Annotated in this window: 12 protein-coding genes; 9 read left to right on the top strand and 3 right to left on the bottom strand. The window is 39.7% G+C overall.

Features of this window, described 5'->3' with window-relative positions:
• Window positions 1-114 precede the first annotated feature (114 nt).
• From JWR61_RS10330 to JWR61_RS10315, 4 genes are all read left to right on the top strand, one after another.
• Window positions 115-1,560: a Gfo/Idh/MocA family protein gene (locus JWR61_RS10330; RefSeq protein ID WP_301927735.1), complete on the top strand. Its 1,446-nt coding sequence runs from the start codon at window positions 115-117 to the stop codon at window positions 1,558-1,560.
• 159 nt (window positions 1,561-1,719) lie between these two features.
• Entirely contained in the window at window positions 1,720-3,585 is a 1,866-nt protein-coding gene (locus JWR61_RS10325; RefSeq protein WP_301927734.1) for a beta-galactosidase family protein, read from the top strand.
• 683 nt (window positions 3,586-4,268) lie between these two features.
• The gene (locus JWR61_RS10320; protein ID WP_301927733.1) at window positions 4,269-4,679 is read left to right on the top strand and encodes a hypothetical protein; all 411 of its coding nucleotides are present in this window, start codon (window positions 4,269-4,271) and stop codon (window positions 4,677-4,679) included.
• 358 nt (window positions 4,680-5,037) lie between these two features.
• On the top strand, window positions 5,038-6,198 hold the full coding sequence (locus JWR61_RS10315) for a T9SS type A sorting domain-containing protein (protein WP_301927732.1): 1,161 nt from the start codon (window positions 5,038-5,040) through the stop codon (window positions 6,196-6,198).
• A 325-nt stretch (window positions 6,199-6,523) separates the two neighbouring features.
• On the opposite strand, the gene JWR61_RS10310 is transcribed toward JWR61_RS10315, so the two are convergent.
• Window positions 6,524-7,141, bottom strand: coding sequence for a PH domain-containing protein (locus tag JWR61_RS10310; protein ID WP_301927731.1), 618 nt, complete (start codon window positions 7,139-7,141; stop codon window positions 6,524-6,526).
• A gap of 134 nt (window positions 7,142-7,275) precedes the next feature.
• On the opposite strand from JWR61_RS10310, the gene JWR61_RS10305 reads away from it, so the two are divergent.
• Window positions 7,276-7,863: an RNA methyltransferase gene (locus JWR61_RS10305; RefSeq protein WP_290337726.1), complete on the top strand. Its 588-nt coding sequence runs from the start codon at window positions 7,276-7,278 to the stop codon at window positions 7,861-7,863.
• A 331-nt stretch (window positions 7,864-8,194) separates the two neighbouring features.
• Complete coding sequence (locus JWR61_RS10300) at window positions 8,195-8,533, top strand: DUF6799 domain-containing protein (RefSeq protein ID WP_301927730.1); 339 nt, start codon at window positions 8,195-8,197, stop codon at window positions 8,531-8,533.
• Window positions 8,534-8,604: 71 nt separating this feature from the next.
• Here JWR61_RS10300 and JWR61_RS10295 read toward each other — a convergent pair whose 3' ends face one another.
• Together JWR61_RS10295 and JWR61_RS10290 are read right to left on the bottom strand one after the other, a co-directional pair.
• On the bottom strand, window positions 8,605-9,189 hold the full coding sequence (locus JWR61_RS10295; RefSeq protein WP_301927729.1) for a porin family protein: 585 nt from the start codon (window positions 9,187-9,189) through the stop codon (window positions 8,605-8,607).
• A gap of 159 nt (window positions 9,190-9,348) precedes the next feature.
• Window positions 9,349-10,575 (bottom strand): 4-hydroxy-3-methylbut-2-enyl diphosphate reductase, encoded by a 1,227-nt coding sequence (locus tag JWR61_RS10290; RefSeq protein ID WP_301927728.1) that lies wholly within the window; start codon window positions 10,573-10,575, stop codon window positions 9,349-9,351.
• Between the two features lie 258 nt (window positions 10,576-10,833).
• On the opposite strand from JWR61_RS10290, the gene JWR61_RS10285 reads away from it, so the two are divergent.
• The 3 genes from JWR61_RS10285 to JWR61_RS10275 all read left to right on the top strand — a co-directional run bounded on the left by JWR61_RS10285 (window position 10,834) and on the right by JWR61_RS10275 (window position 14,870).
• Window positions 10,834-12,111, top strand: coding sequence for an alpha-amylase family glycosyl hydrolase (locus JWR61_RS10285; protein ID WP_301927727.1), 1,278 nt, complete (start codon window positions 10,834-10,836; stop codon window positions 12,109-12,111).
• Window positions 12,112-12,125: 14 nt separating this feature from the next.
• Window positions 12,126-13,175 carry a PmoA family protein gene (locus JWR61_RS10280; RefSeq protein ID WP_301927726.1) on the top strand — a complete coding sequence of 350 codons (1,050 nt, stop codon included), beginning with the start codon at window positions 12,126-12,128 and terminating at the stop codon, window positions 13,173-13,175.
• A gap of 258 nt (window positions 13,176-13,433) precedes the next feature.
• Window positions 13,434-14,870: a right-handed parallel beta-helix repeat-containing protein gene (locus JWR61_RS10275; RefSeq protein ID WP_301927725.1), complete on the top strand. Its 1,437-nt coding sequence runs from the start codon at window positions 13,434-13,436 to the stop codon at window positions 14,868-14,870.
• Window positions 14,871-14,876 lie beyond the last annotated feature (6 nt).

The raw sequence follows: 14,876 nt of genomic DNA, 5'->3' as shown, positions 1-14,876 counted from the left end.
GCAGAAAAAAACTTTTAGCCATCAAACTTATGCAATCGTTTGATTAAATTCATGCTGATTAAATGGTGTACATTTTCACAGATTTTAAACTGTATTTAAAACCACAACAAATTTATGTCATCTAACAGAAGAAAATTTTTACGTAATGTAACCCTGGGTACTGGTGGACTGGTAACAGGATTCAATTCCATTGCCGCAGTAACCGCAGATGAAAAAGACCGTTTTTTTGTAAAGGAACGTCCGTCGGCTGGCGGTTTTAATATGTGTGGCTATGCCGCACCAAAAATTGATACCGTAAGGGTTGGTATTGTTGGTTTAGGCATGCGTGGCCCCGGCGCCGTGGAAAGACTGTCGTTTATTGAAGGTGTTGAAATAAAAGCCTTATGCGATCAATATCCAGACCGCACAGCATCTGCACAAAAAATTTTACAAAAAAAAGGGCTGCCGAAAGCGACTGAATACAACGGTAGTAAAGAAGCCTGGAAGGAAATGGTTAACCGCCAGGATCTTGACCTGATATATATTACAACACCCTGGAAGTTGCATACGCCGATTGCTGTATACGCCATGGAGCATGGTAAACATGCAGCTTCAGAAGTGCCGGCAGCTACCACGATTGAAGAATGCTGGCAGTTGGTTGAAACGTCTGAAAGAACAAAAAAGCATTGTGTAATGCTTGAAAATTGTTGCTACGACTTTTTTGAATTACTTACATTGAACATGGCCCGTAATGGCATGTTTGGCGAACTGGTGCATGCGGAAGGCGCATACCTGCACGATTTAAGGAGCCTTAATTTCGATAAAAACGGGTATGCGGAAATGTGGCGGTTGAAAGAGAATGCAACCAGAAATGGTAACCTGTATCCAACGCACGGGTTGGGGCCTGTTGCACAATGCTTAAATATTAACCGCGGCGACCAGATGGATTACCTGGTGTCTATGTCGGGCAACGACTTTATCATGGGTGCTATAGCAAAAGAACGTGCTGCCACGGATAGTTTTTACAATGAATTTAAGGATAAAACCTTTCGCGGTGATATGAATACTTCCGTAATAAGAACGGTTAAAGGTAAAACAATTATGGTGCAGCATGATGTTAGTACGCCCAGGCCTTATTCAAGAATTCACACCATCTGCGGTACAAAAGGTATGGCCAACAAATGGCCGCAGCCACAACGTATCTCATTTGGCGAAGACTGGATAAAAGAAGATGAATACAAACAATTGGAAGAAAAATTCACCCTGCCTATTGTAAAACATATCGGATCGATTGCGAAAAATGTGGGCGGTCATGGCGGTATGGATTTTATCATGGACTGGCGCCTGATTGACAACCTGCGCAATGGGCTGGCATTGGACCAGGATGTATATGATGCTGCTTTATGGAGTTCAATCGCTCCGCTGAGTGAACATTCAGTAGCCAACCGCAGCCGCAGCATGGATGTACCAGATTTTACAAAAGGTGCATGGAAAACCAACAAGCCTGTGAACCTTACATTGGATGGCGGTGGTACAACTACCGTTAGAAATATACCGGAAGAGAAATCAAAAATAAATTAAGGATATAGCTGGCAGTTTACAACTGCTTACAAAACTGATTAAAAATTGATAAGCGTCACCTTCACCGGTTGGCGCTTTTTTTAACTTTTTTGCTCACTATTTTATCAATGCATTCTTTTTAAATCAATGCAGGGTACCTTTATTAAAACTGATTAGAAAATGAAGCAACAAGCCGGATTATTAACAGCAATAATATTGTTTGCCTGTTTAACAACGGGTTTTGCACAGCATAAACATAGCTTTAAAATTGAGGATGGGCACTTTGTATATGATGGTAAACCTACTGCTATTTACAGTGGCGAAATGCATTATGCCAGAATACCAAGGGAATATTGGAAGCAACGTCTGCAGATGGCAAAAGCCATGGGCCTTAATACCATTACCACTTATGTTTTTTGGAATTTTCATGAAACGTCTCCAGGTGTATGGGATTTTAAAACAGGCAATCATAACCTGCGGGAATTTATAAAAACCGCCGCCGCTGAAGGTTTGATGGTGATACTTCGCCCTGGTCCGTATGCCTGCGCCGAGTGGGAGTTTGGTGGATATCCATGGTGGTTGCAAAATAATAAAAACCTGGTGATACGAACCAATAACAAGTCTTTTCTCGACTCCTGCAATACCTATATAACGAAGCTGATAACTGAAATAAAAGACCTGCAGATCACCAACGGCGGCCCGGTAATTATGATACAGGCTGAGAATGAATTCGGCTCTTATGTTGCGCAACGAAAAGACATTCCATTGAGTGAGCACAAAGCCTACAGTGCGGCAATAAAAAATCAACTGGTAAAAGCAGGCGTGACAGTGCCATTGTTTACATCTGATGGAAGCTGGTTATTTGAAGGGGGCACAATCGAAGGTGCCTTGCCTGCGGCTAATGGGGAAGATGATGTGGCCAATTTAAGGAAGGTAGTTGATCAGTACCATGGCGGAAAAGGGCCTTATATGGTAGCTGAATATTATCCGGGTTGGTTGGATCACTGGGCTGAACCTTTTCCAAAAGTAAGCACTGAAGCTGTGTTGAAACAGGTAAAGAAATACCTGGACAATGATGTGTCTTTCAATTTTTACATGGTACATGGCGGAACGAATTTTGGCTTTACCGCCGGTGCAAATTATGACAAGGACCACGACCTGCAGCCAGACATGACAAGCTATGATTATGATGCACCTATCAGCGAAGCAGGATGGGTGACACCAAAATATACGGCACTAAGAGACATGTTTAAAACCGTTGTTAAATACCCTGTGCCTGTTGTGCCTCCAGCAATCCCTGTGATAACGATTCCTTCAATCAAACTGACCAGCAGCCTTGATCTGGAAGCATACAAGTCCGTGGTAAAACCTGTTGTAAGTGATACGCCACTTAGTTTTGAAGCCTTGAACCAGGGTTATGGGTATGTTATGTACACAAAGCAATTTGATCAGCCTGTGAATGGCAAACTTACCATAAAAGGACTTCGGGATTTTGCCACCGTTTATGTAAATGGAGAGAGGAAAGGCGTACTAAACCGCTATTATAATACTTATTCAATGGATATTCATATACCGGCAAAAGCAAAATTGGAAATATTGGTAGAAAATATGGGCCGGATAAATTATGGATCGGAAATTAATAATAACCTTAAAGGAATTATAAGTCCTGTAATGATTGACAGTGCAACCATAACCGGCGGCTGGCTCATGTACCGGCTGCCAATGGATAAGATGCCGGTATTAGCAGACGGCAGTTGTAAAAGTATGAAGGGGCAACCCACCTTATATGGTGCAACTTTTACCCTCAATAAAACGGGCGATAATTTTTTGGACATGCACAAATGGGGAAAGGGAATTGTTTTTATAAACGGTCATAACCTTGGCCGGTATTGGAGTGTAGGCCCTCAGCAAACACTTTATGTACCTGGCGTTTGGCTTAAAAAAGGATCCAATAAAGTAGTGATTTTTGAACAATTAAATGATTCCACTCAAAATACGCTTGAAACCGTTTCAATGCCAGTGCTGGAAAAGTTGGTACCCCGTTAAATCGTGATGTAATATAAAAGTTAATCTGCGGTACATCATAGTGGTGAAGTAACTTATCGTAAAAATGCGTTGTTTTTTTACGGTAAGTTCAATTATTTATCGCGGTAAAAATACTTTTTTTATACAACTCTGTTTGTTGCGTCAAGCTCAACCGTTGTGTGTTGTTTCGTGCTACTACGGCTTATTGTATGCGACTTTTTTTTCTTCAATTTTTTGTTTTTTTGCAACTGGGTTTTAGACAAATCTTTTCGGCTAAAGATATTTTATACTTAAAACACGTCTTTTTGCAAACGCAGAAATTTGTTGGCTGTCATGAATGAATGATAATGTAATCCTTATGTACAAAGGGTTTTATCAATTTATTGGCTATTTCAAAATAAATAAACAACCCTTATATTAATTGCAGATCCGTTAAAACTCACTGTATCTTTACAGTGCAAATAGAAAATAACTATTGCAGCAATCAGTACTCATTCTTCCTGTTGGATTATTTACGATGATACAAACTATCATTTTTCAACAGGGCTAAAAACTCTCTAACGGGTTTTACAACGTAGCCAGTCATATCAAAAAACAATTCTCTCGTTTGCTTTTTTTTGCCACAGTATGATGCAATTTTTATGCTGTTTATTGGTGAAACAACGACAGGAATCAATGATTTTAAAACACCTAAATATACAATTATGACTAAGTTAAAAAACATCGCAGTTGCTCTTGCAACACTCGTAATATTTACAAATATTACTAATGCGCAAACACAAAAAGCATCTTATACGGTAAATGCACTGGAACCATTAAAAGTAAAGTACCTGGGTGATGACGACAAGTATCTTCTGTTTGAAGTGACGCTGATATCCCAGCAGGAAGCAAAACCTCTTTTTGTAATTTCCGATAAAAAAGAGGGAGAATTCTTCTCATCTCCGCTTACCACCGGTTTAAAGCCACGCACTTTTAAAATTGAAAAAAGAGGTGAAGACCAGGTATTGAATTTTAAACTGGTTATTGGTAAAACAACTTTTGTAAAAACATTTGCTGTTAATACAACCACAGTTGAAAGAACGGTAGTTGCAGAACGTGATATAACAAAATTGTAATAACCCTTACCCTGTAAACTATTGTCCCTGTGCGGCTATCCTGAATTTGTAATAATTCCGGGATGGAGGCACAGGGATTTTTGTTTGAATGCTATTGTCCTTGCCGGGGGAAGGATTTTTGATTTTCCTTTACTGTAGTAATATTTCTAATTTTTTCTTTTACCTCCTGGCTTCTTCCAGCCGTTACCCACCTAAAGCCATAGTAATACTGGTAGTTCCGCCTGAAAAAAAAAGATTGCAATTTCTTTGGAATACAATAAATACCAACAGGCACCGTTATAAATTATCAGTTGATATATTGTAAAATGCCCTTGACCTGTTTGCTATATGTTGATGAAAAATATCCAAATCCAATTTTATGAAAACCGCTACCTTACCCGGAAAATTTTCCATTTTTGTCACCTGTCTTTTAATGAGTGCCCTGTTTACTTTTGCCGGCACACACGATATTAATACTGCTGGTAATAGATCAACAGCACGAAATAAATGCTTTTCGCCATTGGGTACTACAGAATCGCTGGCCGCTAACCTTTACCTTTTACAGCCGGATAATTCACTGATTCTGGCAGACGGTTTTTATGCACAATACAACGACGCTTATCACGATAGTGTTACAAAAGAGGATGCACTTAAGTTAACCAATCCCTCTGAAAATGTGGGTCTGACCCGGTATGGAAAAACGCTTGTACTTGAGAGAAGGCCGATCATAAAAGCCAATGACACTTTATTTATTAAACTCTGGAAAACAACCCAGCGCAGTTACCATCTGGAACTCATTACCAACTTCATTACCAATATTGGCCTCCAGGCATACCTTCTAGACGCTTATCTGAACACCAGTACGGCTTTGGGACTTGCCACTACTATAAAAGTAAATTTTGCGGTGAATGCTGACGCTGCTTCTGCCGCAACCAACCGGTTTAAAATTGTATTTAAACCCGCAGCTGCACCGTCTCCCTTGCCCGTAACCTTTACGGATGTTAAGGCCCTCAGGCAGGCAGCCAGCGTTCTTTTGAAATGGAATGTGGAAAATGAAATCAACATATCTAAATACGAAGTGGAGAGATCGTTGAATGGAAAAGATTTTTCAGTTGTAAATACCACCCTTGCAGCAGGCAAAAATAGCCTTACCGGCAGCTATAGCTGGGCAGATCAAACCCCTTCGGGCAATACATCTTTTTATCGTATTAAAAGTATTGGTACGGACGGTAGCGACGTTCAGTATACTTCTGTAATGAAAGTAAATATGCTGCAAAATGACATGTCTTTTACGGTGTATCCTAATCCGGTAACAGCTAATAAAATCAATCTGCAATTGGCAAACCAACCTGCCGGCGTTTACCAGGTTAAACTTATCGACATCACCGGCCAGGTATTGTATACCAGCAGGATTTCAGTAAATACTAACAGCCTTTCACAAATAATCGATCTGGAGAGGAAATTTCCGAAAGGTATCTATCATCTGGGGATCACCAGTCCAGACAATAATATACAGGTTAAGAGGATTGTAGTTCAATAAAGGATATTCCGATGACAAGCTGCAGTTCTGTCCTCATCACCGGTATTAGTATGCATTCAAAATTTGATTCATTGAATTTGTTAATAGATAATATTAAAGGTTATAAAAAATTATGCTGGAAAAACTGGAAGAAAATTTTGTTATAAAATTTACAATGCTGCTATTTATTATGGTCAAGCTTTCCTGCACATTGCCCTTTTTGATGTACGAAAAAGCGAAAGGAGATTTGTAGCGGTAGAAGCGGTTATAATCATTGTCACTAATTTATCATGATAATCTAAACTAAGTATTTAACTGGACACATGAGCTATTGGTGCGTGAACCACTATCTCATCAACCTGTTTTTTTGGTGCAGATATTCATCCTGGGTAATAGCTCCTTTTTGTAACAAGTCAAATAATTTGATAAGCTCATCTGCTATCATTTGTTGGGAAGGTTTTACCGTGGCGGTTGAATCTGTAATGGCTTTAGCAAGCAACGCCGCCTGGCTCATAATACCCGATTTTTTATATTCTTCCTGGGCATGCGTAATGGTATCTTTTAACAGTTTCGGTTCCTGAATCAGCTCATAAGTTGTTTCACCTAATTCCGCGGCAGTTTGTATGTCCACGTTGCCATAGCCAAACAACCTGCCCCATATGCTTTGATCATATTCAACATTGTTTATTTTATCCAGCGGACTTTCTTTTGAATAACGGCTAAAAAAACCGCTTTCATCTACCACTCGTAAATTGGTGACACACCATAAATTGCTTTTCCACGTAAGGTACTCATACATTGGATAAAGCGCTGCAACAAGTGTTATAATCAGCCCCGTGGTGTCAATCAGCCAGATGGCTAATACGGCAATCAGAAGCCATACAAAAATGGGCAACACCATTTTTATCCAGTGCTGCCGGGTTATCAGCAATATTTTTTCATCTTTTTTTAATGCCGTTCTCATGTGTTTGTGTAGTTAATACTTGTTCTTAAAATTAAAGAATGATTTGTTCATCAGCATTTTTATTTCAAAGGGGAATGGCTTTTTGGTATTTGCAGAATGCTTATTTTCGATGTTTATTTTTATTAAAATGTACTATGACTCCTGAACGTACTGACCGGCTCAATTTTGTACTAGATAAAAGGCAACCCGATTTAACTGTGGTGCTTGAAAATGTTTTTGATCCGCACAATATCTCTGCTGTGATGCGGACCTGCGATGCTGTTGGCATCCAGGATATTTATATACTTAATAATAAAATTCCCCCGCACAGGAAGTGGGGGGAAAAGAGTTCATCCAGTGCCGCTAAGTGGTTAACCGTTCACCAGTTCACAGATGCGAATAAATGTTTTGCTGCATTGCGTTTAAAATATTCAAAAATATACACCACTCATTTAAGTGCTGATGCTGTTAGTTTACACGAATTGAATTTAACAGAATCTGTTGCATTGGTGTTTGGCAATGAGCACAGCGGTGTTAGCGAAGAAATCATAGCGATGGCCGATGGCAACTTTATTATACCTCAGGTGGGTATCATTAAATCGCTCAATATTTCCGTAGCCTGTGCGGTTTCTTTATACGAAGCTTTCAGGCAAAAAAATAACGCCGGGCATTATGATGCAGCTAAACTGCAAAGGGAGGAACTGATTGCTTTGCGTGAGTCCTGGGGTTTTATCGGGGACTAATATTTTTACAGATGCAAAAAGCAGCATCACTGTTCCATGAATTGATTTACAAAACTCCCCTTCCCTTATATTGTATATAAGCACTGCAAGCTCATACAGGACTTGAACAAATAGTCCCTCAGAGGCTATTGGTTGAAAATTTGTTAAAGTTGTTTTAAAGGAATTTTGACTGACAGCTATATATCTAATACTTGAGTAAATGTTTCTACAACAAAAGCCTACACTCAGTGAATGTGCTAAAAATGGAGCTTTGCTAGTTACGCACAATTTTGTTTTTGGCAAGGTATTGGTTTAAGGCTAAGCAATTCTTACAATAACAAAAAACAAAAACATGAAAAAATTAATTATGGTATTCGCAATAGTTGGTGCATGCACAACTGCTGCCGTAGCTCAGGATAGTTCAGCTACAACCAAAACTCCGTCAGATAAAATGACGACCCACCAGGGGAAAGATTTCGTAACATTGAAAGATGGTAAAGTATTGGTAGTTAAGGGTGGTGCAACTTCTGCTCTTGGTAACGACTTAACTTTACCAAATGGAACAGTTATTAAAACTGACGGTACTGTAAAGAGTTCAGACGGCACAACACTGAAACTGCAGGAAGGAGAAAAAATTGATATGGAAGGTAAGTTATTAAAAAAAGAGGATAGTTCAGCTCCTCAAAAATAATAAATCTGTTACTTAGAAAAAGCCACCTCTACGGTGGCTTTTTCTTTTTTTTTTGAGGGAGAAACTGACAATTATTTTCTGTTGTTAAACAGGGTATAAAACAAACTGATCTGTATTACGCCATTCTTAAAATCAGGATTAATGCCATTGCTGGGCTTAAAATTTCCTACTTTAGAAAGGCCTTCCGTATAACGTGCGCCGATACCTAAACCCATCTTGCTATGAAACCCCAGACCTCCGGCAACTGATAAATCGGTACTTTTTCCAAGGCTGTCAATGCTGGTGCTTGATTCACTTATTTTAAAGCCAAGCTGCGGCCCCGCCTCAACATAAAATCCACCTGCTGTTCTGAACTTCAGCATCACGGGAACGTTGATGTAATTGATTTTCAGGTTTTCATCGTGTGTTGCATCCTGGTACTTGGCGCCCTGCGAAGAAAACAATACTTCCGGTTGAATGGCAAACACGTCGCCGAGAAAAAAGCTTACAAAACCACCGGCGTGAAAACCAACCAGTGTATTAGTTTTGGCATTTTGCCAACTGCTGTGGCCTGTGAAATTACTGATGTTAACACCAGCCTTTGCTCCTAATTCAAATTTTTGGGCAAAAGAAGTTGATGTCACAAATAGTGCACAGATAATCATAATCTTTTTCATAAAAGTTTTTTTTAGGTTTGATACTGTTTATGCAACAAAATTGCTGCCATTATTTTAAGATTATTTTTACATGGTGTTAATGAAAAGCTATCGAACCAGGAAAGAGACAATTAGTATTCATTTGGCAGTAAGGGAAGAAGGAAATTAGCGAAATTAAATTTAAACAAATTGCCCAATTACCTGTTGAATATCGCCAGCGGCAGAGATTAGGGAAACCAATCTGTTAATTACGCCTTCCACCATAGCATCGGGACAACTGGCGCCACTTGTTAATAAAATTGTAACAGGACGATTTTCAGGAAGATAACCTTCGGTAGTAATTTGTTGTCTGCTATGGAAATTGTAATGTGAGATAGTTTCGGCTGAAATAATATTTTCCTCGCTGCTGATGAAATAAGTCGGTAATTTTTCTTCACATAACTCAACCAGGTGAGAGGTGTTGCTGCTATTGTAACCGCCTACTACAATGGCAAGATCGGCGGTTGTTTGCAAAAGACCATACACCGCAGTTTGATTGTCATTGGTTGCATAACATAGCGTATCTCTTGTATCCGCAAAATGCGTATCTATCGTATCTGCTGTCAGCTGATATTTTTCTATCATTACTTGTCTCAGAAAATCAGAAATGGTCTGTGTATCACTCGCCAGCATAGTGGTCTGATTTACTACGCCAAAACGTTGTAAATCTCTCCTGATATCAAACCCTGCCGAAAACCGGCCGGCAAATTCTGTATAAAATTGCGCTGCTTCTTTTTGCCCTGTAATGTACTTGCTCAGCTCAATCGCCTCCTGCATGTCGTTCACAACAACAGTAGGAGTATTAGCAGCCGCATGCGAAAAGGTGGCCCGTGTTTCTTCGTGCGTTGGTTTTCCATGTACCACTACACTGTATTGTTTCAGCGCAATTTGTTCACTTCTGTTCCATACTTTTTCTACAAAAGGGCAGGTGGTATTGTATTTTTCAACCGGTATGCCGATGGCCGTTAATTGTTCTTCAATGGCGAGCGTTGTACCAAAAGCCGGTATAATTACTACATCATCTTTTGTAATACTCTCAAATGGAATTACCTGTTTGCCGTGTGTATCCTGTAAAAATTGAACACCCCTTTTTAACAGATCTTCATTTACCTGCGGATTATGTATCATTTCACTCAATAAAAAAATGCGTTTACCGGGGTTTTCGTCAATGGTTCTGAAAGCAATGTCAATGGCATTTTCTACACCATAGCAAAAGCCAAAATGGCGTGCCAGGTAAATACGCAGGTTGCCAAAATCGAGCAGCGAAGGACTAAAATCTTTTTTCATTTTATCCTGCAGCTTGCGTTTATTTTTTATGGCCGCAATTAAAGGGCTTCGGTAAATAATGGGGACGTTAAACTGTTTCATTGATGCAAAGGTACAGGTTTACTGGTTTTTAAAAAGTAGGTGAAGCTTTAAACAAGGGCTTGTATGTATCATTTTTATTGACAGTTATTTTTATCCGGATAAAAAAGTAAAGTGACTGCATTGTACAATTACCCTTCAGCATCAGGCAAGGTATACTCACTATTCTGTCTTACATTTGATTAAATTGCCTGCCAGGATTTTTTTATTTTTTTTACCGGTATTCACAACACGATATAATACGCAAAACAAACAAACGCTATGAATTTTAAAAAGGCAGCCTGGATTAATAATACAGATGTATATGAAGTAAATACCCGTCAATACACACCTGAAGGAACTTTTAATGCTTTTGCGAAAGAGTTGCCAAGGCTGCAGGATATGGGCGTTTCCACGCTTTGGTTTATGCCCGTTACGCCCATTGCACAGCAAAATAAAAAAGGCAGTTTAGGCAGCCCGTATGCATGCAGTGATTATACTGCCATCAATCCCGAATTCGGAACAATGGATGATTTTAAGGCACTGGTAAAATTGGCGCACAGCATGGGTTTTAAAGTCATCATCGATTGGGTGGCCAATCATACCGGTTGGGATCATGTATGGACAGTTACCAATCCCGATTATTTTAAAAGAGAAGACAATGGCGATTTTAAAATAGCCAGCGGCATGGATGATATCATCGAATTGAATTACCAAAATCCTGCGCTAAGAAAAGCGATGATCGATGCCATGGTTTTTTGGGTAAAGGAATGTGACATTGACGGATACCGATGCGATCTCGCGTTTTGGGTACAGCTTGATTTTTGGCTTGAAGCAAGAGAAGAACTTGAAAAAACAAAAACACTTTTTTGGCTGGCTGAAAGTGATCCGTTGGATCATGAAGATTACTACCAGGCTTTTGATGCCTGCTATACCTGGACATGGATGCACAAAACAGAAGAATTTTATAAACACGGTCAAAACAAATATTTGCTGGACGAAGTAGTACATCGCTATGATACCAATGGCGGTCCGGATGCTATACCGCTTTGGTTTACCAGCAACCACGATGAAAATACCTGGAATGGTACCGAGTACGAAAAATACGGCGATGCCGCCAAAGCCCTTGCTGTATTTAGTTTTACAAGAAACGGCATGCCTTTAATCTATAGCGGACAAGAATTGCCTAATCATAAGCGGTTGCAATTTTTTGACAAGGATGAAATCAATTGGACTGGCGAAAATAAACTGCATGATTTTTATAAAAAATTGCTCAGCCTGCATAAAACCAACCCTGCTTTGCGGGCCGGAGACGCTGCTGTAACAACCTTTAATCTTTCAGTAAATAATGCAGACAAAGTAATGGCTTACCTGCGGAGGAATGGCGGGCATGAAGTGCTGGTACTGTTAAATTTCAGCAATGAAGCACTGAGTTGCAGCATACTGGATGAACATCTTGCCGGCAGGTTTACCAACGTGTTTACTAAAAAAGAAGACAATTTTAGTGGTTTAAAAATTGTTGAAATGAAACCATGGGAATATCTTGTATACGAAAAATAATTGCCTAAAATTATATGAATACGATTGTAAAATATGCACTCCTTAGTCTGCAGTGCTGCATTGCTTTTACAGCAGTTGCCCAAAAAAATGCGGAGATAAAAGTAACAAGGTCTGCGTCGGAAAAAAAAGTGACTATTTATGCAGATGATAAAATATTTGCCAGTTTCTTATATCCCGATACATTGGAAAAGCCGGTATTGTTTGATATACATGCTGCAAATGGAACCATTGTTACCAGGGGCTTTCCATTAAACAGGCAACCTGGCGAACCGAATGATCATCCGCATCATATCGGTTTGTGGCTGACTTTTGAAAACGTGAACGGCCTTGATTTCTGGAACAATTCTTTCGCCATTCCCGCTGAAAAAAAACACGCCTACGGCTGGATAAAAACCGACCGTATTATTGAGACAACCAGCGGTGCAAAAGGAATTTTATCTTACCATGCCAACTGGGTAAATCAGCAGAATGATGTGTTACTGGAAGAAACAACCCGCTTCGAAATTATGGGCACAGCTACCCAGCGCATTATTAACAGGGTAACTACTTTGAAGGCCAATACTGATGTGCTTTTTACAGATGCAAAGGATGGCTTGCTAGGTATAAGGGTAGCCCACGCATTGCAAATGCCAACCGATAAAGACCAGGAATTTACAGATGATAAGGGTAATGTTACTGTTGTAAAAGCAGGTACTGATTCCATTGCAAAAGGCAATTATTTGTCAAGCGAAGGAATGCTGGGCGACAGCGTTTGGAGTACGAGAGCCAGGTGGTGTAAAATGTTTGGAAAGATGGGTAAAGATTCTGTAAGTATAGTTGTGATTGATCATCCGAAAAATCCAAATTATCCTACTTACTGGCATGCACGGGGCTACGGTTTGTTCGCCGCCAATCCTTTGGGCGAAAAAATATTTACTAACGGAAGTAAAGTAAAAAACCTTTCACTCAAAAAAGGAGAGAGCGTAACTTTCAGGTACAGGATAATTATTGATAACGGGAAACACTCAATGCCTGTTAAAGCGATTAATATTCAGGCAGATCAATTTGCCCGGGTTACGGAATAACCGGCAGCAAAAGGTGTTTGTTAAATGTCACGTTAGCTGTTATTAGTGGCCCTGTATTTTTTTAGAACAACAATAAATGTTAAAAGGTATACGGTAGCACCATTCATCGCCGTAGGTCCTGCTTAAAGGTGTACATACTTTACCTGTTTACTAAAAATGATATTAAAAAATCTTACATCGATCCACAGAATTGCTGGAATGATTTTGTTTGTATTTAATCTTCTATATTCCAAGTCAGTCGTGTCGCAATCTTTGCAAATGAACAGTAAATCCAAAGCTTACTACCTGTCCTCAACAGGCGATGATAACAATGCCGGCACCATTAAAAGTCCGTGGAAAACGATCAAAAAAATAAATGCGGTTACCCTGTTTCCGGGGGACAGCTTTTTTTTAAAGGGAGGAGATAGTTTCAATGGCCCCTTTTTATTGGATAATTCAAGCCACGGCAAGAAAGACATGCCCATTGTGATTACAAGTTATGGAGAAGGCAGGGCGGTATTATACGGTGGTAAATCTTCTGCTATACAGATAAAAAATACCCGCTTTGTTACAATACAAAATCTTGAATTAAAAGGAGTGGGGAGAAAGAATGGCAACACAAGTGATGGGCTCCTGATATCAAACAGTGATAATATTATAGTAACCGATCTGGATGTTAGCGGCTTCCGCAATGCGGGCGTTTCGGTTTACACATCTTCCTTTGTACATATTACGAAAGTAGAAGCACATGAAAATGGTTTTGCTGGTATTGCTGTTTCCGGCGTTTACCAAAATAAAGCGAGCTGTACTAATATTTATATCGGTTACTGTAATGCTTTCAATAATCCAGGTAGTCCGGTTATTTTGGATAATCATAGTGGCAATGGAATTGTTGCGGGTAGCTGCAGTAAAGTGCTGATAGAATATTGCACTGCCACCAACAATGGATGGGACATGCCCCGCAAAGGAAACGGCCCTGTTGGCATCTGGTGTTATGAGGCAGACAGTGTTACAATCCAGCATTGCATTTCTTATCTAAATAAAACATCAGCAGGCGGCGGAGATGGCGGAGGGTTCGACCTGGATGGAGGTGTTACCAATTCCATTATTCAGTATTGCTTATCGTATCAAAACCAGGGAAGCGGGTATGGTATTTTTCAGTACGCCGGTGCAAGCGCCTGGCTCAATAATATCATCCGGTTTAACATCAGTGAAAATGATGGCGAAGTATCTGAAGCAGGCGCCGGTATTTATATCTGGAACAGTTCTGAAGACAGCATGCAGTTTCAAAACTGCAGCTTTTACAACAATACAATTTATAACCGTAAAGGCGCTGCCATCAATTATGCGCCGCTCAGTAAAAGAAAAGGCTTTGTGTTTTATAACAATATTTTTGTTGCAGCAGAAAGCTTGTTAAAAAGAAATAAGTTGAACGATATTTTTTTTGCGAATGATTGGTGGAGTATAAAAAATAAATCAGTGCAGGTTAATCCCGGCGAATTTAATATTGATCCGGGATTTAATCTTACTGATGATTTGAATCCGACTTCATGCGATAAGTTAGCAAATTTCAACCGTTATAAAATAGCGGCAAGTTCACCGCTTCAAAATAGCGGAATTGATTTGACAAACATGTTTGGTATCGCAACCTTGGTAAATGATTTTAACGGCGATCCTGCGCCGGTAAAGGGAATTGGCGCTTGCTTTAAAAAATAACAGCAA

It is taken from the genome of Ferruginibacter sp., from assembly GCF_028288465.1.
Lineage (GTDB): Bacteria > Bacteroidota > Bacteroidia > Chitinophagales > Chitinophagaceae > Ferruginibacter.
Note: the sequence above shows the minus strand (reverse complement) of the source record. Positions and strands in the feature narration are given on the sequence as shown.

Excerpts from the sequence above, each read along its gene's own strand:
- JWR61_RS10330 (WP_301927735.1), top strand. The coding sequence starts at position 115 with ATGTCATCTAACAGAAGAAAATTTTTACGTAATGTAACCCTGGGTACT.
- JWR61_RS10325 (WP_301927734.1), top strand. The coding sequence starts at position 1,720 with ATGAAGCAACAAGCCGGATTATTAACAGCAATAATATTGTTTGCCTGT.
- JWR61_RS10320 (WP_301927733.1), top strand. The coding sequence starts at position 4,269 with ATGACTAAGTTAAAAAACATCGCAGTTGCTCTTGCAACACTCGTAATA.
- JWR61_RS10315 (WP_301927732.1), top strand. The coding sequence starts at position 5,038 with ATGAAAACCGCTACCTTACCCGGAAAATTTTCCATTTTTGTCACCTGT.
- JWR61_RS10310 (WP_301927731.1), bottom strand. The coding sequence starts at position 7,141 with ATGAGAACGGCATTAAAAAAAGATGAAAAAATATTGCTGATAACCCGG.
- JWR61_RS10305 (WP_290337726.1), top strand. The coding sequence starts at position 7,276 with ATGACTCCTGAACGTACTGACCGGCTCAATTTTGTACTAGATAAAAGG.
- JWR61_RS10300 (WP_301927730.1), top strand. The coding sequence starts at position 8,195 with ATGAAAAAATTAATTATGGTATTCGCAATAGTTGGTGCATGCACAACT.
- JWR61_RS10295 (WP_301927729.1), bottom strand. The coding sequence starts at position 9,189 with ATGAAAAAGATTATGATTATCTGTGCACTATTTGTGACATCAACTTCT.
- JWR61_RS10290 (WP_301927728.1), bottom strand. The coding sequence starts at position 10,575 with ATGAAACAGTTTAACGTCCCCATTATTTACCGAAGCCCTTTAATTGCG.
- JWR61_RS10285 (WP_301927727.1), top strand. The coding sequence starts at position 10,834 with ATGAATTTTAAAAAGGCAGCCTGGATTAATAATACAGATGTATATGAA.
- JWR61_RS10280 (WP_301927726.1), top strand. The coding sequence starts at position 12,126 with ATGAATACGATTGTAAAATATGCACTCCTTAGTCTGCAGTGCTGCATT.
- JWR61_RS10275 (WP_301927725.1), top strand. The coding sequence starts at position 13,434 with ATGAACAGTAAATCCAAAGCTTACTACCTGTCCTCAACAGGCGATGAT.